This is a genomic window from uncultured Xylophilus sp., assembly GCA_913776965.1.
Classification (GTDB): domain Bacteria; phylum Pseudomonadota; class Gammaproteobacteria; order Burkholderiales; family Burkholderiaceae_C; genus Xylophilus.
On sequence record CAJYQL010000058.1, the window covers coordinates 1 to 21,294 of the forward strand.

The 21,294-nt window shown below is 72.7% G+C and carries 22 protein-coding genes; 16 read left to right on the forward strand and 6 right to left on the reverse strand.

The features are described from left to right. Positions 1-285 precede the first annotated feature (285 nt). From QZ500_RS08460 to QZ500_RS08470, 3 genes are all read left to right on the forward strand, one after another. A complete protein-coding gene (locus tag QZ500_RS08460) occupies positions 286-1,758 on the forward strand; it encodes an MmgE/PrpD family protein (protein ID WP_295853699.1) in 1,473 nt (490 codons plus the stop codon). A gap of 207 nt (positions 1,759-1,965) precedes the next feature. Then, the gene (locus tag QZ500_RS08465) at positions 1,966-3,003 is read left to right on the forward strand and encodes a tripartite tricarboxylate transporter substrate-binding protein (protein ID WP_295853703.1); all 1,038 of its coding nucleotides are present in this window, start codon (positions 1,966-1,968) and stop codon (positions 3,001-3,003) included. A gap of 59 nt (positions 3,004-3,062) precedes the next feature. Then, on the forward strand, positions 3,063-4,055 hold the full coding sequence (locus QZ500_RS08470; protein WP_295853707.1) for a LysR family transcriptional regulator: 993 nt from the start codon (positions 3,063-3,065) through the stop codon (positions 4,053-4,055). A gap of 15 nt (positions 4,056-4,070) precedes the next feature. Here the strand turns inward: QZ500_RS08470 and QZ500_RS08475 are convergent, their stop codons facing one another. Beyond that, positions 4,071-5,018, reverse strand: coding sequence for a LysR family transcriptional regulator (locus QZ500_RS08475; protein WP_295853710.1), 948 nt, complete (start codon positions 5,016-5,018; stop codon positions 4,071-4,073). A gap of 125 nt (positions 5,019-5,143) precedes the next feature. On the opposite strand from QZ500_RS08475, the gene QZ500_RS08480 reads away from it, so the two are divergent. From QZ500_RS08480 to QZ500_RS08490, 3 genes are read left to right on the forward strand one after another with little or no spacing between them, the layout of a single operon-like run. Next, entirely contained in the window at positions 5,144-6,349 is a 1,206-nt protein-coding gene (locus tag QZ500_RS08480; RefSeq protein ID WP_295853712.1) for an aminotransferase class I/II-fold pyridoxal phosphate-dependent enzyme, read from the forward strand. Positions 6,350-6,407: 58 nt separating this feature from the next. Next, positions 6,408-7,394, forward strand: coding sequence for a tripartite tricarboxylate transporter substrate binding protein (locus QZ500_RS08485; protein WP_295853714.1), 987 nt, complete (start codon positions 6,408-6,410; stop codon positions 7,392-7,394). A 40-nt stretch (positions 7,395-7,434) separates the two neighbouring features. Beyond that, positions 7,435-7,857: a secondary thiamine-phosphate synthase enzyme YjbQ gene (locus QZ500_RS08490; protein ID WP_295853716.1), complete on the forward strand. Its 423-nt coding sequence runs from the start codon at positions 7,435-7,437 to the stop codon at positions 7,855-7,857. Between the two features lie 22 nt (positions 7,858-7,879). On the opposite strand, the gene QZ500_RS08495 is transcribed toward QZ500_RS08490, so the two are convergent. From QZ500_RS08495 to QZ500_RS08505, 3 genes are all read right to left on the reverse strand, one after another. Next, on the reverse strand, positions 7,880-8,254 hold the full coding sequence (locus QZ500_RS08495) for a hypothetical protein (RefSeq protein ID WP_295853720.1): 375 nt from the start codon (positions 8,252-8,254) through the stop codon (positions 7,880-7,882). Between the two features lie 53 nt (positions 8,255-8,307). Then, positions 8,308-8,808, reverse strand: coding sequence for a hypothetical protein (locus tag QZ500_RS08500; protein ID WP_295853722.1), 501 nt, complete (start codon positions 8,806-8,808; stop codon positions 8,308-8,310). Positions 8,809-8,939: 131 nt separating this feature from the next. Then, positions 8,940-9,629, reverse strand: a complete 690-nt coding sequence (locus QZ500_RS08505; protein WP_295853727.1) for a nitroreductase family protein — start codon at positions 9,627-9,629, stop codon at positions 8,940-8,942. A gap of 150 nt (positions 9,630-9,779) precedes the next feature. Here QZ500_RS08505 and QZ500_RS08510 point away from each other — a divergent pair, with 150 nt between their 5' ends. Beyond that, positions 9,780-10,493 (forward strand): YebC/PmpR family DNA-binding transcriptional regulator, encoded by a 714-nt coding sequence (locus tag QZ500_RS08510; protein WP_295853730.1) that lies wholly within the window; start codon positions 9,780-9,782, stop codon positions 10,491-10,493. 40 nt (positions 10,494-10,533) lie between these two features. Here the strand turns inward: QZ500_RS08510 and QZ500_RS08515 are convergent, their stop codons facing one another. Then, the gene (locus QZ500_RS08515) at positions 10,534-11,733 is read right to left on the reverse strand and encodes a hypothetical protein (protein ID WP_295853733.1); all 1,200 of its coding nucleotides are present in this window, start codon (positions 11,731-11,733) and stop codon (positions 10,534-10,536) included. A 179-nt stretch (positions 11,734-11,912) separates the two neighbouring features. Between QZ500_RS08515 and mdcA the strand changes: the two genes are divergently transcribed. The 4 genes from mdcA to QZ500_RS08535 all read left to right on the forward strand — a co-directional run bounded on the left by mdcA (position 11,913) and on the right by QZ500_RS08535 (position 16,016). Continuing rightward, positions 11,913-13,595, forward strand: a complete 1,683-nt coding sequence (mdcA, locus tag QZ500_RS08520) for a malonate decarboxylase subunit alpha (RefSeq protein WP_295853735.1) — start codon at positions 11,913-11,915, stop codon at positions 13,593-13,595. 63 nt (positions 13,596-13,658) lie between these two features. Next, the gene (gene mdcC, locus QZ500_RS08525) at positions 13,659-13,991 is read left to right on the forward strand and encodes a malonate decarboxylase acyl carrier protein (protein ID WP_295853738.1); all 333 of its coding nucleotides are present in this window, start codon (positions 13,659-13,661) and stop codon (positions 13,989-13,991) included. An 8-nt stretch (positions 13,992-13,999) separates the two neighbouring features. Then, positions 14,000-14,902 (forward strand): biotin-independent malonate decarboxylase subunit beta, encoded by a 903-nt coding sequence (locus QZ500_RS08530; RefSeq protein ID WP_295853849.1) that lies wholly within the window; start codon positions 14,000-14,002, stop codon positions 14,900-14,902. Between the two features lie 109 nt (positions 14,903-15,011). Beyond that, a complete protein-coding gene (locus QZ500_RS08535) occupies positions 15,012-16,016 on the forward strand; it encodes a tripartite tricarboxylate transporter substrate binding protein (protein WP_295853744.1) in 1,005 nt (334 codons plus the stop codon). Between the two features lie 50 nt (positions 16,017-16,066). On the opposite strand, the gene QZ500_RS08540 is transcribed toward QZ500_RS08535, so the two are convergent. Beyond that, positions 16,067-16,768, reverse strand: a complete 702-nt coding sequence (locus QZ500_RS08540; RefSeq protein WP_295853747.1) for a pirin family protein — start codon at positions 16,766-16,768, stop codon at positions 16,067-16,069. 127 nt (positions 16,769-16,895) lie between these two features. Here QZ500_RS08540 and QZ500_RS08545 point away from each other — a divergent pair, with 127 nt between their 5' ends. The 5 genes from QZ500_RS08545 (at position 16,896) to QZ500_RS08565 (ending at position 21,176) form a co-directional block, all read left to right on the forward strand. Next, entirely contained in the window at positions 16,896-17,822 is a 927-nt protein-coding gene (locus tag QZ500_RS08545) for a LysR family transcriptional regulator (protein ID WP_295853750.1), read from the forward strand. A gap of 85 nt (positions 17,823-17,907) precedes the next feature. Further along, positions 17,908-18,615: a biotin-independent malonate decarboxylase subunit gamma gene (locus QZ500_RS08550; RefSeq protein ID WP_295853752.1), complete on the forward strand. Its 708-nt coding sequence runs from the start codon at positions 17,908-17,910 to the stop codon at positions 18,613-18,615. A 28-nt stretch (positions 18,616-18,643) separates the two neighbouring features. Further along, positions 18,644-19,357 carry a malonate decarboxylase holo-[acyl-carrier-protein] synthase gene (mdcG, locus tag QZ500_RS08555; protein WP_295853754.1) on the forward strand — a complete coding sequence of 238 codons (714 nt, stop codon included), beginning with the start codon at positions 18,644-18,646 and terminating at the stop codon, positions 19,355-19,357. Further along, positions 19,348-20,241, forward strand: coding sequence for a triphosphoribosyl-dephospho-CoA synthase (locus QZ500_RS08560; protein ID WP_295853756.1), 894 nt, complete (start codon positions 19,348-19,350; stop codon positions 20,239-20,241). The genes mdcG and QZ500_RS08560 overlap by 10 nt, the downstream gene beginning before the upstream one ends. A gap of 11 nt (positions 20,242-20,252) precedes the next feature. Next, on the forward strand, positions 20,253-21,176 hold the full coding sequence (locus QZ500_RS08565; RefSeq protein ID WP_295853759.1) for an acyltransferase domain-containing protein: 924 nt from the start codon (positions 20,253-20,255) through the stop codon (positions 21,174-21,176). The last annotated feature ends 118 nt before the right edge of the window (positions 21,177-21,294 follow it).

Here is a 21,294-nt window from a genome sequence, read left to right on the forward strand (position 1 = left end):
CATGGGAACAGGCGGAATCGGCGGGGCAGGAATGGCGGCGCGCGGCAGCGGAGAAGTTCGCGGCGCGCCGAAGGCCGCATCGTCGCCGATCGGCCCGCCTACAGGGCAGGGCGCGGATCAGGGTTTACCAGCCTTCGGCGGTTTCGAAGACCGGCTTCCGGATTCGGTGATTGTGCGGGCGGTGCGGCCGGCCCCACCATCCGCCGCTCGGAAGGGCCGGCCACCGGCACCGTCCATCCCCACCGGCGCTGCCGTGACGGCACGCCCCGGAGACAAGGATTTGCTATGGAAACTGTAGCTGCCGACGCAGTTGCCACCTGCGCAGAAGACTCAAAAGCATCGGAAATCGGGTCGCCCACTGCCCGGCTGGCCGCCTTCGCCGCCGGCCTGCAGTTCGAGGACATTCCCGAGCCGGTGCTGCGTCGCACCGAGGACCTGCTGGTCGACTGGTTCGGCTCGGCCGTCGCCGGCCATGCGGCACGGCCGGTGGTGAGCATCGCCCGGTTCGCGCTGGCGATGGGGCCGCTCGCCGGGCCGTGCGAGGTGATCGGCAGCACGGCGACCACCAGCCCGCTGGCCGCCGCGATGGCGAACGCCGCCGCCTCGCACGTCGCCGAGCAGGACGACGTGCACAACGGCTCGGTGTTCCATCCGGCCACCGTCGTCTTCCCGCCGGCGCTGGCGGTGGCGCAGGCGATCGGCGCCAGCGGCCGCGACCTGCTGGCGGCCTGCGTGGCGGGCTACGAAGTCGGCATCCGCGTCGGCGAATTCCTGGGCCGCTCGCACTACCGGGTGTTCCACACCACCGGCACGGCCGGCACACTGGCGGCCGCTGCCGCGGTCGGCCGGCTGCTGGGGCTGGATGCGGCGCGCATGCTGCACGCCTTCGGCTCGGCCGGCACCCAGTCGGCCGGGCTGTGGGAATTCCTGCGCAGCGGCGCCGACAGCAAGCAGCTGCACACCGCCCACGCGGCCGGCGCCGGCCTGACGGCGGCCTACCTGGCGCACGACGGCTTCACCGGCGCGGCCGACATCCTGGCCGGCCCGCAGGGCATGGCCGCCGGCATGTCGCGCGGCGACGCCGACCCGGCCCGGCTCGACGATGGCCTGGGCACGCGCTGGGCGATCGCCGAGACCTCGTTCAAGTACCACGCCAGCTGCCGCCACACCCATCCCGCAGCCGATGCGCTGCTGCAGGCGATGCAGGACCACGGCCTGCAGCCGCAGCAGATCGCGCAGGTGGTGACGCATGTGCACCAGGGGGCGATCGACGTACTCGGGCCGGTCACCGATCCGGCCAGCGTGCACCAGAGCAAGTTCTCGATGGGCACCGTGCTGGCGCTGGCGGCGCAGTTCGGCCACGCCGGGTTGGCCGAGTTCGACGCGCACTACCGCAGCGCCGCCACCCGCGCGCTGCGCGACCAGGTGACGATGGTGCTCGACCCGGAAGTCGACGGCGCCTATCCGCGCCGCTGGATCGGCAAGGTCACCGTCACCACGACCGACGGCCGCACGCTGCACGGTCGCATCGACGAGCCCAAGGGCGACCCCGGCAACACGCTCAGCCGCGAGGAACTGGCCGCCAAGGCGCAGCGCCTGGCCGCGTATGCCGGCGGCGTGGCACCCGAGGCGATGCAGGCCGCGGTCGACCGGCTCTGGCAGGTGGCCGACTGGCCGGTGACCGGACGGCTGCTGGACCCCGCGCCGACGCCTGCGGCCGCCGCCGCAGTCGCATCAGTCAGTGCACCGGCCGCCTGACCCGCCGCGCCGATGACCGCCCGCCCGCACCGTGGCGCGACGCCCCATCCTCCGGGAAACCCCGGCCGGGAAAGTCCTGCACCGCCGGCGCCCCTGTCCCGGCAGCATCGGGACCGGCGGCAGGGCCCACAGGCGCGCCGGCCACCGGTCCGCGCACCCGATCCGTGTTCCCTTCCCGCGTTCGATCCATACCCACAGGAGACCTGCATGCCCACGCCCCACGACACCGTCCCCGTCGCCGCCATTGCCCCCCTCCGGCCGCTGCGCCGGCGCCTCGCCGCCGCCGCCTGCGCCGCGGCCGCGGCCCTGCTGCTGCCCGCCGCCGACGCGGTCGCGCAGGCCTGGCCCGACAAGCCGGTGACGGTGGTCGTGCCCTTCGCCGCCGGCGGGCCGACCGACGTGGTCGCGCGGCTGCTCGCGGTGCCGATGGGCCGCTCGCTCGGCCAGCCGGTCATCGTGGAGAACGCCGCCGGCGCCGGCGGCACCATCGCCGCCAACAAGGTCGCCCGGGCGCCCGCCACCGGCAACACCGTGTTCCTGCACCACATGGGCATGGCCACCGCGCCGGCGCTGTACAAGAAGCTGACCTTCGACCCGCTGAAGGACTTCGAGTACATCGGCCAGGTGGTCGACGTGCCGATGACCCTGCTCGGCCGCAAGGACCTCCCGGCCGGCAACCTGCAGGAACTGCTGGCCTACATCAAGCAGAACAAGGGCAAGGTGATGCTCGCCAATGCCGGCCTGGGCGCCGTGTCGCACCTGTGCGGCCTGCTGTTCCAGAGCAGCATCGGCGAGGAACTGACCACCGTGCCCTACAAGGGCACCGGCCCGGCGATGAGCGACCTGCTCGGCGGCCAGGTGGACCTGCTGTGCGACCAGACCACCCAGACGGTGCCCTTCATCAAGGACGGCCGGCTCAAGGTGTTCGGCGTCACCGTGCCGCAACGCCTGGCTGCGCTGCCCGCGGTGCCCACCCTCGACGAGCAGGGCCTGAAGGGCTTCGAGGTCAAGGTCTGGCACGGCCTGTACGCCCCCAAGGGCACGCCGGCCGAGGCGCAGAAGAAGTTGAACGAGGCGCTGCGCGCGGCGCTGCAGGACCCGGTGGTCAAGCAGCGGCTGGCCGAGCTGAGCTCCGACATCCCGCCGATGAGCAAGGTCACGCCCGAAGGCCTGAAGACCCATCTGGAATCCGAGATCGCCAAGTGGGGCCCGGTCATCCGCAAGGCGGGCGTGTACGCCGACTGACCCGGGCCCTGCCGCAAACCCCCATGCGCCCGGGCCACCAGCGGCCCTAGCATCGGCGCATGGTCCTTCCTTCCCCGCACGACGGCGCTGCCCCGGCGGCATCGCCCGCTGCCGCGTCCGTGCCGGCGCCCTCCGCCCTGCACTCCCTCGCCGACGACATCAGCCTGCGCAGGCTCGAGGTGCTGCTCGCCTTCATGGAGACGGGCAGCCTGGCCCGCGCCGCCGAGCGGCTGGGCACCAGCGCGGTCAGCGTGCACCGCGCGCTGCATGCGCTGGAGGAGGGCGCGCGCTGCGCGCTGTTCCGCCACCAGGGCCGCAACCTGATCCCGACCGCGGCCGCGCAGGTGCTGGCCGATGTCGCGCGCGACGTGCAGCGCACCCTGGCCGACGGCATCCGCGCCACCCGCGCCGCGGCCGGCTACGCGGACGGCCGGGTGACGCTCGGCGCGCTGTATTCGCTCACCATCCAGACGGTGCCCGAGGTCATCGTCGCGCTGCGCCAGCGCCGGCCGGGCCTGCAGGCCGAGCTGGTGCTGGGCAGCAATGCCGAGCTGCTGGAGAAGCTGCACCAGGGCACGCTCGACGCGACGCTGATGGCGGTGCCCGAGTCCGAGCCCGGCATCGTCTCGATCGACCTGATGGAGGACGACATGTTCTTCGCCGCGCCGCCCGGCTCGCCCTATGCGGCACTGGCGCAGATCGACCTGCGCAGCTGCGCGCACGAGCGCTTCGTCTCGCTGGGCGAGGGCTACGCCACGCAGCGCGGTTTCGCCGACGCCTTCGCCGTCGCCGGCGTGGTACCCGAGATCGCGATGCGGGTCGGCGACATCTTCTCGCTCGCCAACCTGGTGAGCGGCGGCGTCGGCTACAGCTTGCTGCCCGGCCGGGTGCGCAGCATCTTCCAGCACAAGGTGCAGTTCATCCCGCTGCAGGCCGACTACCGGGCGCGCCAGCGCATCGGCCTGTCGTTCCTGCGGGCACGCGAGCGCGACCCGGACCTGCTGGCGCTGGCCTCGGTGTGCCGGCTGGTGGTAAAGGCGGCGGCGCGCTAGGAAGCGCGCCGGTGGTCAGGCCGTCGCCTTGCGGCGCCTGCGGGCAGCCGGTGCACGCACGTTCTGGTTGGCCCGCAGCGAGAAGTCGCACAACTCCGCCGCCAGGTCGGCGACGCGCGCCAGCGCCGGGTTGAAGCCGTCGCTACGGTAGACCGCGCCATACACCATCGGTGGCGGCATCGGGTCGCTGCGCACGATGCGCAGCCGGCCCGCGTCGATGTCGTCGCGCACGTAGTCGAGGGCCAGCTGGCTGATGCCGAGGCCGCCGATCGTCAGTTCGCGCAGCACCGTGGTGCTGTTGGTGGCGAACACCTGGTTGAAGCGGAAGCCGTGTTCGGCGCGCCAGGCGGCATAGAAGCGGTTCTTGGCCGCGCCGGTCGATTGCTCCAGCATCGGGTATGCCGCGAACTCGTGCGGCTTCAACGCCCGCCGCGGCAGCTTCAGTTTGGGGCTGGCCACCCACAGGTCTTCCACCTGCCCGACCCTCACCGTCGTGTAGCCCTTGCCCCAGAAGGTGCCGGGCATGATCGCCAGGTCGAGCCGGTTCGCCTCCAGTCCGTCGAACAGCTTGAGGCCCGCGTCCACCACCGGTTCCAGCATCAGCCCGGGATGGTCGCGCTGCATCCGCTGCACGAAGTGGGTGAGCCAGGTCAGCGCGATCAGTTCGGTCACGCCGATGCGCAGGCTGCCGCGCAGCGTGCGGTCGGTGCCGATCTCCTGCTGGATGCGGGCCAGCAGCCGCTGCGATTCTTCCGCCATCGGCATCAGCTGGCGTCCGGCGTGGGTCAGCTCCAGCCCGCGCGGCGTGCGGTGCAGGAGCGGCGTGCCGCAGGCGCTCTCGACCTCGGCGACCCGCTTCGACATGGCCGACTGCGTGGTGTGGAGCAGCACCGCGGCCGCACTGAAGCTGCCCGACTTCGCACTGAAGAAAAACGCCTCGAGCTGCTTGAAGGTGATGTTCATACGGACTCCGGAGGCACGAAGCATGCCGGGCAGGAAGAAATGGAATACCGCGCTCTGCCAATGATTCGTTTGTGCGGCGCAGCAGCGCTCTCGATACTGGCCGTTCCCTGTACCGACCGCTTGCCATGATCGCTCTCGCGCCCCGTCTGAACCGCATCAAACCCTCTCCCAGTTCCATGGCCGGCCAGCGTGCCCGGGCCCTGCGCGCCGAGGGTCGCGACATCCTCGCCCTGACCACCGGCGAGCCGGATTTCGACACCCCCGCCCACATCCAGGAGGCTGCGACCCGGGCCATGGCCGCGGGCCAGACCCGCTACACCGACGTGGGCGGCACCGCCGCGCTGCGCGAGGCCGTGGCCCACAAGTTCCGCACCGAGAACGGGCTGGACTACCGCACCGACGAGATCATCGTCGGCACCGGTGCCAAGCAGGTGATCTTTAACGCGATCATGTGCACCGTGGATGCGGGCGACGAGGTGGTCGTGCCCGCGCCCTACTGGGTGTCGTATCCCGACGTGGTGCTGCTCGCCGGCGGCACGCCGGTGTTCGTCGACTGCCCCGAAGCCGCGGGATTCAAGCTGCAGCCGGAAGACCTGGAACGTGTCCTCACGCCGCGCACCCGCTGGCTGGTGCTGAACTCGCCGAACAACCCGAGCGGCGCCACCTACACCGCCGACGAATTGCGGGCGCTGGCCGCGGTGCTCGAGCGTCACCCGCAGGTCTGGGTGCTGACCGACGACATCTACGAGCACCTGATCTACACCGACGGCGGCTACGCCACCATGGCGCAGGCAGCGCCGCAGATGAAGGACCGCACCCTCACGATCAACGGCGTGTCCAAGGCCTATGCGATGACCGGCTGGCGGATCGGCTACGGTGCAGCGCCGGCGGGACTGGCGAAGGCGATGGTCAAGCTGCAGTCGCAGAGCACCTCCGGCCCGAACGCGATCGCGCAGGCTGCGGCAGTGGCGGCGCTGACCGGACCGCAGGACTTCGTGGCGCACAGCCGCGAGGTGTTCCGCCAGCGGCGCGACACGGTGGCTGCGGCGCTGCAGACGATCGACGGCATCGACTGCACCCGCCCCGACGGCGCCTTCTACCTGTTCCCCTCGTGCAGCGCGCTGTTCGGCCTGCGGACGCCGTCCGGCAAGGTCATCGCCTCGAGCGACGACTGGATCATGCACCTGCTCGACAGCGAGAACGTCGCGGCACTGCAGGGCAGCGCGTACGGCGTGCCCACGCATTTCCGCATCTCGTTCGCTGCCGGCCTGGACGTGCTGGAAGAGGGCTGCGCGCGCATCGCCCGCGCCCGCGCCGTGCTCTCCGCCTGATCGCCGGCCCCAATCGCCCCCGTTTCCTTTTTCTTGCAACCACCCTGGAACCACGGCCATGTCCTTCCGCCTGCATCCCCGCCTGCTCACCGTGATCGCCGCCGCCACCGCCGCACTATGGGGCGCCGCCGCCCCTGCGGCCGATGCGTTTCCCACCAAGCCGGTGCGGATCATCGTCGGCTTTTCGCCCGGAGGCTCCAACGACATCGTGGCGCGCCTGATTGCGCCCAAGCTGGCCGAAGGGCTGGGCCAGTCCGTCGTGGTGGACAACCGGCCCGGTGCGGGCGGCAACATCGCCGCGTCGGCGGTGCTGGCGGCGCCGCCGGACGGCCACACCCTGCTGATGTGCACCACCGGCACGCTGTCGATCCAGCCGTTCCTGGTGAAGTCGATGCCGTTCGACCCCGAGAAGGATCTGCTGCCGGTCACGCAGATCGCCAATGCGCCGTACCTGCTGCTGGTCAACGCCGGACTGCCGGTGAAGAACGTGCAGGAGCTCGTCGCCTATGCGAAGAAGCGGCCGGGCGAGCTCAACTTCGCCTCGTCCGGCAACGGCACCGGCGGCCACCTGGCCGGCGAGATGCTGAAGTCGAAGGCCGGTCTCGACATGGTGCATGTCGCCTACAAGGGCACCGGCACCGCGATGGCCGACGTGTTGTCGGGCCAGGTTTCGTTGATCTTCGACCAGCCGGTGAGTTCCCTGCCGAACGTGCGCGGCGGCAAGCTGCGCGCCCTGGCCGTCGCCAGCCCGCGCCGCCTGCCGGGCCTGCCCGACGTGCCGACCGTGTCCGAATCGGGCGTGCCCGGATTCGATCCGGTCACCTGGACCGGCCTGTGCGCCGCCAAGGGCACGCCGCCCGCGACCATCGAGCGGGTCCAGCGCGAAGTGGTCAAGGTCATCGCGATGCCCGAGATCGCCCAGCGGCTGGTGCAGGACGGCCTGGAGCCGGTGGGCAGCACACCTGCGCAGTTCCGCGATTTCCTGGCCGCGGACAAGAAGAAGTGGGGCACCGTGATCCGGGACGCGAAGGTCACCCTGGAATAGTGCGGGGGAGGCGGCCGGGTCGGCACCCTATGCTCCGGGCATGCTCCGCCAGCACCACACCACCCTGACCGTCCGCACCCCGGGCCGCGGCCTGGTCGAGATCACCCGGGCCCTGCAGGGATGGTTGGCGGGCACTGCCGTCGCCGACGGCCTGCTCACCGTCTTCGTGCGCCACACGTCGGCCAGCCTGCTGATCCAGGAGAACGCCGATCCCGACGTGCGCGGCGACCTCGACCGCTTCTTCGCGCGGCTGGTGCCGGACGGCGACCGGCTGTTCCGACACCAGGACGAGGGTCCGGACGACATGCCCGCCCATGTGCGGGCGGCGCTCACCGCGGTGCAGCTGTCGATTCCGGTCCGGGACGGGCGGGTGGTGCTCGGCACCTGGCAGGGCGTCTACCTGTGGGAGCACCGCACGCAGGCCCACCGCCGCGAGGTGGCGCTGCAGCTGATCGGCGCCTGACCGGCGGCGCCGCCGGCGGGCGTCAGTCGGGCACCACCAGCGTCTGTCCGCGCTCGGTCGGGCGGTAGGCGAACCGGCCGGTCGCCACGGTCTTGTCGCCGATGCGGGCCGTCCAGGTGTAGTCGCCGGTGCGCGTGCCGGCGTTGCCGAAGTCGCCCGGGTAGTGGACGGTGCCGGCCCGCTCGCCGCCCATCAGCGGCTGCGCGACAGCGGTGGTGGTCTGCCCGCCCGGCATCGCCACCGTGAACGCGACCGGCGGCTGCCGTACGGCGGTCTTGTCGCTAACGCTGAGCGCGACCGACGGGCGTGCGGACACCAGCGGTGTCTGGGCCACGACCGGCAGGGCGGTGCCGAGCACGAGGGTTCCGGCAAGGACGGCGATAGAGGACAGGCGCATCGGACAACTCCTGGTGGTGGTGATCGGGCCGGCGGTAGCAACGGTGCAGCGTGTCAGTCCGGGCATGCGACGGTCCGCAGACGCGGGACCGTCGCCGGTTCCCACGGCGCCCGCCCGATGGTGGTGGCGGCGCCCCAGCCGTATTCGAAGCGCTCGCCGCCCGGCCCGACCGTGCCGAACGCGCTTATGCGGCCCTTGCCGCTGTCGAAGCCCCAGGTCTGCTGCAGCCGGTCGATGCCGAGGCGGGTGCCCGGCGGCAGGGTGCGCAGGGGCTGGACACGGTGGAAGGCGTCGTTGGTGGTGTCGCGCGGATGGGCGGAGAGGACCGGCGTCTCGGCATCGCCGATCCAGTACAGCCCCGCCTCCTGCAGCAGGACTACCTGGGCTGGCACCCGCAGCGGCAGGCAGCCAACGGCGGACAGGTCGTTCGTGCCTTGGCAGCCGGCCAGTGCCGCCAGCGCAGGTACGAGCAGCAGGACCGCGCGGCATCGACGTCGCCTTGGAAGCTCGCGGCCGGCCTGCGGCATCGGACAGATGACGGTGGAGTGCGGCATCCCGTCACTCTGCCCCGCGCGGTCTGCCCGCGGCCGTAGGACAACGGCGCCGCGACGGGCCGCGGTGCGTAACGGCTGCTGCGATTCGTTCGCTGCGGTCCTGCGCCGTGCGCGCGGGACCGCCTCGTCGCTCAGACTTCCGAGACGAACTGGTCGCGCGGGCGCCGCACCTTCTGCAGGTTCGCCAGCCAGTCGCCGCTGTTGGCGCGGTAGCCGAGCGGCAGGATCGCCACGCTGCGCAGGCCCCGGGCGCGCAGGTTCAGGATGCTGTCGAGCGCGTCGGGGTCGAAGCCCTCCATCGGCACGCTGTCGACCTCCTCGTAGGCGGCGGCGATCAGCGCGGCGCCCAGGCCGATGTAGGCCTGACGTGCGGCATGCGCGAAATTTACCTCGGCGCCGCGCTGCGGATAGCTGCCGAGCAGCTGCGCACGGTAGTTCTCCCAGCCTTCGTTGCGAAAGCCGCGCACTTCGTTGGTGTAGTCGAACATCGCGTTGATGCGATCGGCGGTGTAGTCGTCCCAGGCGGCAAAGACCAGCAGGTGCGAGCCGTCGGTGATCTGGCCCTGGTTCCAGCCGATCGCCTTGATCTTCTCGCGCACCGCGGCGTCGGTGACGACGACGATCTCGAACGGCTGCAGGCCGCTGGAGGTGGGTGCGAGGCGAGCCGCCTCGACGATGCGGTCGACCTTCTCTTGCGGCACCCGGCGGGCCGGGTCCATCTTCTTGGTGGCGTAGCGCCACTGCAGGCGCTCGAGCAGGCTGTCGGCGGTGCCGGCGGATGCGGTGTCGTGGGGGGCGGATGCGGGGGCGGCAGTGGACATGGCGGGGGTTCCGAAGGACAACAAATGACGATGCACCGATTGTCCTGACGGGACCCCCGGCCGTCAGCCCGTCGCCGGGCAACCCATCGTTTCCGATGCTGCAACAATGGCCGCCTTTTTCGCAGACCTCATCGACACAAGGACACACCCATGGGCGCCCAATGGAAAGCCAAAGGCAAGGCCGCCGCCGCCGACGCGCGGGGCAAGCTCTTCGGCAAGCTCGCCAAGGAAATCATGGTCGCCGCCCGCAGCGGCGCCGATCCGTCGGCCAACGCCAAGCTCCGGCTGGTGGTGGAGCAGGCCCGCAAGGTCTCCATGCCCAAGGACACGCTGGAGCGGGCGATCAAGAAGGGCGCCGGCCTGACCGGCGAGACGGTGAATTTCGAGCGGGTGGTGTACGAGGGCTACGGCCCGCACCAGGTGCCGGTGATGGTCGAATGCCTGACCGACAACCTCAACCGCACCGCGCCCGAGATGCGGGTACTGTTCCGCAAGGGCCAGCTCGGCACCTCCGGCTCGGTGGCCTGGGACTTCGACCACCTCGGCTTCATCGAGGCCGAGCCGGCCGCGCCGGACGCCGATGCCGAGACGGCCGCGATCGAGGCCGGCGCCCAGGACGTGGAGCCGGGCGCGGAGGAGGGCACCACCCTGTTCCTGACCGATCCGACCGACCTGGACCTGGTCAGCCGCGCGCTGCCGGCGCACGGCTTCACCGTGCTGTCGGCCAAGCTCGGCTACAAGCCGAAGAACCCGGTGGATGCGACGGCGCTGAGCCCGGAGGCACTGGAGGAGGTCGAGTCCTTCCTCGCCGCGATCGACGCGCACGACGACGTGCAGAACATGTTCGTCGGCCTGCGCAGCTGAGTCGCCGCGCGGCCGGCGGTCCGATGCAGCCGCCGCCGCGTCAGCCGGCCTGCGGGCCGCGCGCCATGCGGTCGGCCAGCGTCTTCGGCCCGGCGGTGATCGCGAAATAATCGTAGGCGTGGCCGGGGGCGCTGGCGCACAGGTATTGCGCGTGCAGGTCGTGCCGGCCGATGCGCGGCCGCCGCCAGCGGCCGGCGGAGAACAGCTGGCCGAAGCCCGGCGAACGCATCTGCGGATGGCCAGGCCGCGGTGCCGCCACGCCGGCCGCGGCGAACGGATCGACCCCCGCGAAGCCGTAGGCATCGAGCGGGTCGGAGAAATCGACCCAGCACAGGTCGGAGGCCTGCGCCAGCGTCGCCAGCTCGTCGCGGAACCGCCGCGCCGACGGCAGGTTCGACAGCGAGGGCGTGCAGTGGCCGAGCGTGAGCAGGCCGAGCGCGGTGCCGCGCCGGGCCAGGTCCGGGTCCTGCCGCAGCGCCCGCGCCAGCACCGATACCGCCAGGACCGAGCCGAGGCTGTGGCCGACCACCAGCACCTCGTCGTCGCCGCCGTCGCGGACCTGGCGGCACAGGTCGGCGGCGATGCGGTCGAGCACCGGGTCGAGCGCCGGTACCCCCTCGCGCTCCATGCGGCCGATGAAGCCGTAGCTGCGCAGGATCCACTGCGCATGCCAGCTGCGCCGCGCCGAGCGCAGCCACAGCAGCGCCAGGGCGCCGGTCGCGGTGACGCCGGCCACCGGCGCGGCCAGCGGCGTGTCGGACTGCCAGGCCTCAATCAGCGCGACCGTCGCCCACAGGCCGAGCGCCAGTCCGGGAAAGAACAGGGCGAGCAGCACCACCGGCATGAAGACGATGGTGGCCATCACCGGGCGCTGGCGGTAGGTCTTCCACAAGGCGCCGGTGCGCAGGTACTGCCAGGTGGTGGCCAGCAGATCGGCCAGCTGCGGGCCTAGGCCGCGCCACCAGTGGGCCCGCACGATGTCGTCCCAGCGCGGGAAACGGTAGGTGGTGGCGACCGGGGCGTGGTCGTCCGCGGCGCCGGGTGGTCGGTAGCGCACGTCCCAGGTCACGGCGTCCGCGCCGTCGCGGGTCCGCGGGCCGACCGCGATCGCGGCGCCGGTGCAGGCCGCCTGCCGCTCCGCGCCGTCGCGGTAGAGGCGGTGGTAGCGCGGCGGTCCGTTGGGGTCGAAACCGCTGAGATAGAAGACGTGCCGGCGGCGGACGGGGCTCGGAGAAGTCATGGGCGCGGTGGACGGGAAGGCGGGCCCGGCGGCGGCGCGGCGCCCCCGGCGCGACCGACTCTACACCGCACGCCGCCCGGCCGGGCCGACGATCCTGCGCGGCGTTCGTTCCGCTGGACGTAACTATCTGCCATCCGGCTTGATTGATCGCGCCGGCACCGCGGCCTATCGTCCGCCGCATGAACGCCACACCGCGCTGGAACCTCCGCTCCCTGGCCCGGGCCCACCGGCTGGGCCGTGCCGCCACCGCGCTCGGGCCGCTGCTGCGCGGCAAGGTCTGCGCCGCCGAGGCGGCAGGCACTCTGCTGGAGTCGGTGATCGAGCCGCACGACCGGGTCTGCCTGGAGGGCAACAACCAGAAGCAGGCCGACTTCCTGGCCGAGGCGCTGGTCAGGCTCGATCCGCAACGGGTCCACCACCTGCACATGGTGCAGTCGGTGCTGGCACTGCCGCAGCACCTGGACGTGTTCGAGAACGGCATCGCCAGCCGGCTCGACTTCAGTTTCTCCGGCCCGCAGGGCGCGCGGCTCGCGAAGCTGGCCTCCGCCGGGCGGATCGAGATCGGCGCGATCCACACCTACCTGGAACTGTTCGCCCGCTACTTCGTCGACCTGATGCCGAACGTGGCACTGGTCGCGGCCCAGGCGGCCGATGCCGAGGGCAACCTCTACACCGGCCCCAACACCGAGGACACGCCGGCGATCGTGGAGGCCACCGCCTTCTCGGGCGGCATCGTGATCGCGCAGGTCAACGAGCTGGTCGACGGCACCACCACGCTGCCGCGCATCGACATTCCGGCCGACTGGGTGAGCTTCGTGGTTCCTGCGCCGCGGCCGCACTTCATCGAGCCGCTGTTCACCCGCGACCCGGCGCAGATCAGCGAGATCCAGGTGCTGATGGCGATGATGGCGATCAAGGGTATCTACGCCGAGTACGGCGTGCAGCGGCTCAACCACGGCATCGGCTTCGATACCGCGGCGATCGAGCTGCTGCTGCCGACCTACGCGGAATCGCTCGGCCTGAAGGGCAAGATCTGCCGGCACTGGGCGCTCAACCCGCACCCGGCGATGATCCCGGCGATCGAGGCGGGCTGGGTGGAGTCGATCCATTCCTTCGGCTCGGAGCTGGGCATGGAGGACTACATCCGCGCCCGCGGCGACGTGTTCTTCACCGGCCCCGACGGCAGCCTGCGCAGCAACCGCGCGTTCTGCCAGGCGGCCGGCCACTACGCCTGCGACCTGTTCATCGGCTCCACGCTGCAGATGGACCTGCACGGCAACAGCTCCACCGCCACGCTCGGCCGCATCGCCGGATTCGGCGGCGCGCCCAACATGGGCGCCGATGCACGCGGGCGGCGGCATGCCAGCCCGGCGTGGCTCAAGGCCGGCCAGCAGGCGCGAGCCGGCCGCGCCGGCGCCGCCGGCACGCCGCGCGGCCAGAAGCTGGTGGTGCAGATGGTCGAGACCTTCCGCGAGCACATGCAGCCGGCCTTCGTCGAGACGCTCGACGCCTGGACCCTGCAGCAGCAGACCGGCATGGCGCTGCCGCCGATCATGGTCTACGGCGACGACGTGACCCATGTGCTGACCGAGGAGGGCATCGCCAACCTGCTGCTCTGCCGCACCGACGAGGAGCGCGCGCAGGCGATCCGCGGCGTCGCCGGCTACACGCCGGTCGGGCTGGCGCGCGACAAACGCATGGTCGAGAACCTGCGCGACCGTGGCATCGTGCAGCGGCCGCAGGACCTGGGCATCGACCCGCGCGACGCCACCCGCAACCTGCTGGCCGCCCGCGGCATGCGCGACCTGGTGCGGGCTTCCGGCGGGCTGTACCGGCCGCCGCAGCGCTTCCGCAACTGGTGAGCCTTCGACGCCCGCCCGCCCGCCCGCCCATCCCATCGCACCGCGCCGACGAGGACCCCTTGCATGAGCGACACCGCCCCCGGTCTGGAAACCCTGGACTACCGTTTCGCCGGCTACCGCCCGGCCGGCGCCTTTGCGCCGGTGCTGGTCGGCGTGGTCGGCTCCGGCAACCTGGAAGTGCTGCTGGAGCCGGTCGACAGCACCGAATGCCATGTCCGTATCGAGACCTCGGCCCGCGGCTTCGGCGGCATCTGGGCCGCGGTGGTCGAGGACTTCCATTCGCGCCACGGCCTGGCGGGGGTGCGCGTGTCGGTGCACGACATGGGCGCCACACCCGCGGTGGTGAGCCTGCGGCTCGACCAGGCGGTGTCCGCCCTGCCGGGAGCCGCCGCATGAGCGCCGCCGTGACGAGCTATGCCGAATGCACCGCCCGCGAGCGGCTGGACCTGCTGGTCGATGCCGGCAGCTTCCACGAATGGCTGCCGCCGGCCGAGCGGCTGGTCAGCCCGCATCTGGCGCAGCTGGGCGTGCCCTGCGCGTTCGACGACGGCGTGGCCGTCGGCCGCGCGACGCTCGGCGGCCAGGCGGTCTTCGTCGCGGCGCAGGAGGGCGCCTTCATGGGCGGCGGTGTCGGAGAGGTGCACGGCGCCAAGCTCGTCGGCCTGCTGCGCCGCGCGCTGCGCGACCGGCCGGCCGCGGTGCTGCTGCTCGCCGAATCGGGCGGCGTGCGGCTGCACGAGGCCAACGCCGGCCTGATCGCGGTGTCGGAGGTGATGCGGGCGCTGCTCGACGTGCGGGCCGCGGGCATTCCGGTGGTCGTGCTGATCGGCGGGGCCAACGGCTGCTTCGGCGGCATGGGCATCGTCGCGCGCTGCGCCGACTGGGTGGTGATGAGCGACACCGGCCGCCACGCGATGTCGGGGCCGGAGGTGATCGAGGCCTCGCACGGCGTGGACGAATTCGACGCGCGCGACCGGGCGCTGGTCTGGCGCACCACCGGCGGCAAGCATCGCTGGCTCACCGGCGACTGCGACCGTCTGGTCGAGGACGACGTGCAGGCCTTCCGCGACGCCGCACGGGCGCTGCTGGCCCGGCCCGACGCGTCCCGTCTGGTGACGCTGGCCGCGCTCGAGGCCGAGCATGCACTGCTCGCCGGCCGGCTGCAGTCGGCGCCCGAGGCCGGCTGGAACGACGGCGCCGAGGACGATGCGATGCGCCTGTGGCGCGGGCTGGGCGTGGCCGAGCCGGAGCGGGTGCCCGAGCTCGATGTGGGCGCGCTGCAGCGGTTGCTGCCAGCGCGGATATAGGGCGGCCGACGACTTTTTCCATCCCCGGCGACGGCCCGCCCGGCACGCTGCGATAGTTGGGGGCGCTCCCCGGATTTTTTCCAACGACAAACGAGACAAAGGACACGCCATGCAGACCTCTCCCCTCTTCGCCCGCCGCAGCCTGCTGGGTGCGGCCGCCGCAAGCCTCGCCGGCACCGCGCTTGGCGTGCGGGCCCAGTCGCCGGCGGGCGGCGGCTGGCCGGCCAAGCCGATCACCGTCGTGGTGCCGTTCCCGGCCGGTGGCGGCACCGACGCCTTCGCGCGGCCGTTCTCGGCGCAGTTCGCCAAGCAGACGGGCAAGCAGCTGATCGTCGACAACCGCGGCGGCGCCGGTGGCACGCTCGGTGCCACCATCGCGGCGCGCGCCCCGGCCGACGGGTATACCGTGTTCATGGGCGGCATCCACCATGCGATCGCGCCGTCGGTGTACCCCAAGCTCGACTACGACCTGCAGCGCGACTTCGTGCCGCTGGCGCTGCTGGCCGAGGTGCCGCAGGTGCTGGTGGTGAACCCGCAACGCGTCACTGCGCCCGACTTCAAGGTCTTCCTCGAGCACCTGAAGAAGAACCCGGCCAAGCTCAACTACGGCTCGGCCGGCGGCGGCACCTCGCACCACCTGGCGGGCGAGCTGTTCAAGCAGCAGACCGGCACCTTCATCACCCACATCCCGTACCGCGGCGCGGGCCCCGCACTGCAGGACCTGATCGCCGGCAACGTCGACATGATGTTCGACGGCCTGGGGTCCTCCGCCGGCCACATCAAGGGCGGCCGGATCAAGGCGCTGATGGTCGCCGGCCCGAAGCGCAACCCGTCCTTCCCCGACGTGCCCTGCGCCGCCGAGGTGGGCCTGCCGAACTACAACGTGACCACCTGGTACGGCCTGTGGGCCCCGAAGGGCACGCCGGCCGACATGCAGGCCCGCATGGTCGAAGAGGTGAAGCGCGCCGGCGCGGCCGACGAGATCAAGACCGCCTGGGCCGCCAACGGCGCGACCTACGGCACGCTCACGCCGGCGCAGTTCGGCGACTACGTGAACGCCGAGATCGCCCGCTGGGCGGGCGTGGTGAAGTCGGCGAACATCAAGCTGGACTGACGCCGACCCGGCACGCGGTCGTGGCCGCGGCGGTCAGACCGCCTTATCCGTCAGGCTGCCGTATCCACCAGCACCAGCTCCGCATCCGACCGCGCGGTGACGCGGATCGTCGCCACGTCGCGGATCGCCGCACCGTCGCGCGGGGCGAGCACCACGCCGTCGATCTCAACCTCGCCGTGGGCGGTGACCAGATAGCCGCGGCGCTCGGCGCCCAGCGGGTACTCGGCCGATTCGCCGGCCTTCAGCGTCGCGCCCAGTACCCGGGCGTCGGTGCGGATCGGCAGCGCGCCGGTGTCGCCCGGCATGCCGCTGGCGAGCGCCACGAACTGGCCCGAGCGGTCGCCCTTCGGGAACGGCTTGGCGCCCCAGGCGGGGGCCTCGCCGCGGCGGTCCGGCAGGATCCAGATCTGGAAGATCTTCGTGGTGACCGGCTCCTGGTTGTATTCCGAGTGGCGGATGCCGGTGCCGGCGCTCATCACCTGCACGTCGCCCGCCTCGGTGCGGCCCTGGTTGCCCAGGCTGTCTTGGTGGGTGATCGCGCCTTCGCGGACGTAGGTGATGATTTCCATGTCGGCATGGCCGTGCGGCGGGAAGCCGGTGCCGGGGGCGATGGTGTCGTCGTTCCAGACGCGCAGCGCGCCCCAGCCCATGCGGGCCGGATCGTGGTAGCCGGCGAACGAGAAATGGTGCTTGGCGTCGAGCCAGCCGTGGTCGGCGCCGCCGAGGGTGGCGAAGGGACGGTGTTCGATCATGGTGTCTGCTCCTGTCGGGTGGGCCGTGTGGCGATGGAGACGACTGTAGGATCGGCCGACCGTGAAGAGAATAGAAAAGATGGAAAACCATCCATTCCCAAAGCGCCATGAAGACCTCTGACGCCGCATGAGCCGCCTGCCCGACCTGGAGGCCTGGGCGATCTTCGCCAAGGTGGCCGAAACCGGCTCCTTCGCCCGGGCGGCAGCCGATCTGGCGCTGTCGCAGCCGACGGTGTCGAAGGCGATCGGCCGGCTGGAAACCCGGCTGCGCACCACGCTGTTCCACCGCACCTCGCGCCGCATGTCGCTCACCGCCGCCGGCGAGGCCTCGCTGGAGCGGGCCGCGCGCATCCTCGGCGAAGGCGAGGCGGTGGAAGCCGAGCTGACCGAGCAGTCGCAGAGCCTGCGCGGCACGATCCGGATCGCCGCGCCGATGTCCTTCGGCGTGTCGCACCTGGGGCCGGCGCTGCCGCGCTTCATGGCGCTGCATCCGGACGTGGTGCTGGACCTGCACTTCAGCGACGGCCTGACCGACGTGGTGGCCCAGGGCTTCGACCTGGCGCTGCGCATCGCGGCACTGCCCGATTCCAGCCTGCTCGCGCGGCGCCTGTGCAGCGTGCGCCTGCTGCTGGTGGGGGCGCCGGCGTACTTCGCGCGGCACGGCCATCCGGCCCATCCGCGCGACCTGGCGCAGCACCGGGCGCTGCGCTACACCCGCAGCCGCGGCGGCGAAGCCTGGCGCTTCCGCCATCCGCGGCACGGCGACTTCGCGCAGGTGGTGCCCGCCATGCTGCAGGTCGACAACGCCGAGGCGCTGGTGCCCGCACTGCACGCCGGCCTCGGCCTGGCGCTGCAGCCGGAGTTCCTCGCCTGGGACGACCTGCGCAGCGGCCGGATCGAGACGACGCTGCCGGACTGGACGCCGCCGGCCATCGCGCTGCACATCGTCACGCCGCCGGGCCGCGCCAAGCCGGCCCGGGTACAGGCGCTGATCGCCTTCCTGGCCGCGCATTTCGCGCAGGCGCCGTGGGCGGTCGATCCGCAGGCGGCCTGACCCGGCCCGGTTCGTTCCGCCGGGCGGAAGGATCGTGCGGCCGGCTTGATTGATCGGACCGGCCGGGCTGCGTACGCTGGCCGGCATGAATCCCGACTGGACCACCCTCGCTGCCACGCTGTTCGGCCCCGACCACGGCATCGTCGCCGACGGCGATTTCCTGCACGGCACCGCCCGGCTCGACAGGCGGGAGATCGCGGTGGTCGGCACCACCGGCCATGCGGCGATCGGCGTGCAGCTGGCGCTGGCGCAGGCCCGCGTGGTGCTCGACACCGTCGCGCAGCACCCGGGCCGGCCGCTCCTGCTGCTGATCGACACCCAGGGCCAGCAGCTGCGCCGGCGCGACGAGCTGCTCGGCATCCACCGCGCGATGGCGCATCTCGGCATGGCGATCGACCATGCACGGCGGCAGGGCCACACCGTGCTCGGGCTGGTCTACGACCAGGCGCTGTCCGGCGGCTTCATCACCTCGGGCCTGATCGCCGATGCCTGCGACGCGCTGCCCGGTGCCGAGATCCGGGTGATGCGCATCCCCGCGATGGCGCGGGTCACCAAACTGCCCGAGGCACTGCTCGAGGAGCTGTCGCAGGCCAACCCGGTGTTCGCGCCGGGCGTGGGCAACTACGTCGCGATGGGCGGCGTGCGCCGGCTCTGGGAGGGCGACCTGCGGCAGTGCCTGCGCGGCGCCCTGGCCGATGCCGACCCGGCCGACCGCCGTGCCGAGGCCGGCCGGGAGCGCGGCGGCCGCCGGCTCGCCGCCGAGGTGGCGCAGCGGGTGCTGGAGGCCGCCTGAGGCCGCACCGACCGTGAAAGAACCGCCCATGCCGCCGCTGCAGCGCCACGGTCTCGTGTATCTGTCGGATGACGGCTGGAGTGCCTTGTGCGCTGGCCCGTCGCTGCTGGCCGACGCCGCGGCCCGCGACTGCCTCGCGCACTGGGCCGCCCACCAGCTGCCGCTGGTGGTGACCCGGCAGTCGGACTGCAGCGGGCCGGTGCCGTCGGCCGAGGTGGCGCTGGGCCTGCCCGCGCCGGCCCGCTGGGGTCGGCTGCGCATCGCGCTGCGGGTGCCCGAGGCGGCGGTGCTGTACACCGACGGGTTCCCGCGCATGGCGGCAGTCGCATCGCTGCTGCCGCGCGATGCGCGCCCGGCCTGGCAGGCGCTGCAGGCGGCGCTGGCGGCCGACGGCCTGGCCGCGGCGGTCTACGGCAGTTACGGCTGGGAGCGGCTGACCGGCCTGGCCTACCGGCATGCGGCCTCCGATATCGACCTGCTGGTGCCGGTGGACGGCGCCGAGGCCGCCGACCGCGCCGCCGCACGGCTGGCCGCTGCGGCGCTGCCCGGTCCCCGCATCGACGGCGAACTGCAGTTCCCGGACGGGGCGGCCGTTGCCTGGCGCGAATGGCGGCTCTGGCGCACCGGCGCCGCGGCGGAGGTACTGGTCAAGCGCCGCGACGGCGCCACGCTGGAGATGGACGACGGCTGGCTGTGCCGGCGCGGTGCGCCATCCCTGGTGACGGAGCCGGCATGCGCCTGAACCGCGCGGTGCCCTTGTACGTCGACGCGGCCCCACGGCCGCCGACGGCCGCACTGCAGGCGCTGGGCCGGGCTGCGACGGTCGCGCTGTACGACGAGCTGGCACTGGCGCCCAAGCCGGGGCTGGTGTCCTTCGTCGACAGCGGCAGCCACACCGACATGGACGCGCGCACCTTCCTGCGCAGCCTGTTCGCGCTGCGGCACTACTTTCCGCGGATCGCCGCACTGGGCTGGGCGCAGGCACCCTTCGCGGCGCTGGAAAACTGCGGCCGCGACGCCGAGGCCCGCATGCTGGCCGCCACCGGCGGCATCAACACCCACCGCGGCGCGGTCTTCACGCTGGGGCTGCTGTGCGCCGCCGGCGGTGCCGTGCTGCGCGACGGCGGACCAGCGCCCGCGGGCCTGCCGCCCCACGCGGTACGCGCGGCGCTGCTGCGGCACTGGGGCCCGGCGCTGGCGGCGCGGGCCGGGCGCGCGAGCGGCCTGCCGGGCGGCATCGCCGCCGCGCGCCACGGCCTGCGCAGCGCCGGGCAGGAGGCGGCGGCAGGCTTTCCGACGCTGTTCGAGCGGGTGGCGCCGGCCCTCGACCGGGGCCTGCGGTCCGGTGTGCCGCCGGACCGGGCCCGCTGCGACGCCCTGTTCCACGCGATGGCGGCACTGGATGACACCAACCTCGCGCACCGCGGCGGCCTGTCGGCGCTGCGCGACGTGCAGGGCACCGCGCAAGCCTTCCTGCAGGCCGGCGGCGTCGCCCGGCCCGGTGGCCTGGCCGCTGCCTGGGCGCTGCACCGCCGCTTCGTCGCCGGCCGGCTGTCGCCGGGCGGTGCCGCCGACATGCTCGCCGCCGCCTGCTGGCTGCAGCGCGTCGGCGGCGTGCGGCCCTGACCCGGGGCCCCATGGCGTTCGCCCTGCTGTTCTCCGGCCAGGGCCTGCAGCAGCCGGCGATGCTGCCGTGGCTGGACGACGACGGCGCCGGCATGGCCGCGGTGCACCGGATCGCCGGCCGCGACTGGCGCGCCGCCCTGGCCGACCCCGCCGCCGCCGGCCGCAACGCCTTCGCGCAACCGCTGCTGACCGCGCTGGCGCTGGCCGCCTGGGCGCAGCTCGCGCCCGGCCTGCCGCCGCCCGCCGCCGTGGCGGGCTACAGCGTCGGCGAACTGGCCGCCTGCAGTGCCGCGGGCGCCTGCACCGCCGATGCCGCCGTCGCCCTGGCCCGGCAGCGCGCCGCGGCGATGGACCGGGCTGCCACCCGCCAGCCGCCCACCGGCCTGCTCGGCGTGTCGGGGCTGCCGCTGGCGGCGATCGACGCGCTCTGCGTGCGCCACGGCGTCGCCCTGGCGATCCGCAGCGGTACGGCCACGGCGGTGCTCGGCGGACCGCGCCCCGCGCTGGCCGCCGCCCAGGCCGACGCGGCGGCGATGGGCGCGCACTGCACGCCGATCAACGTCGCGCTGGCCTCCCACACCCGCTGGATGGCGGATGCCGCGCAGGCGTTCGCCGATCTTCTCGCTGCCATGCCGGCGGAGGTGTTGCATACCCCGCGCGCCGCGCTGTTCGCGTGCGCCACCGGCGCCCGTGTGCCGCATGCGGCGTCCCTGCGCAGCGCCCTCGCCACGCAGATCGACCGCACCGTCCGCTGGGACGACTGCATGGACGGCATCGCCGAGCGGGGCGTCGCCTGCGTGCTGGAGATCGGCGCGGGCAGCGCACTCGCGCGGCAGTGGAATGCGCGCCATCCGGACGTTCCGGCCCGGGCGGCCGACGAGTTCCGCAGTGCGGTGGCGGTTGGGGCCTGGGTGGCGCGATATGCCGCTGGATGATTAGGAAGGAAATCGGCCGATTGCGTAGATCGGTACTGCACCTGTAGCTATGCAAAAAATAGCAAGCGCGTGAGGCGGCCCGTGCTGGAGATGCCGGAGAGCGTGACCAATGATTCAC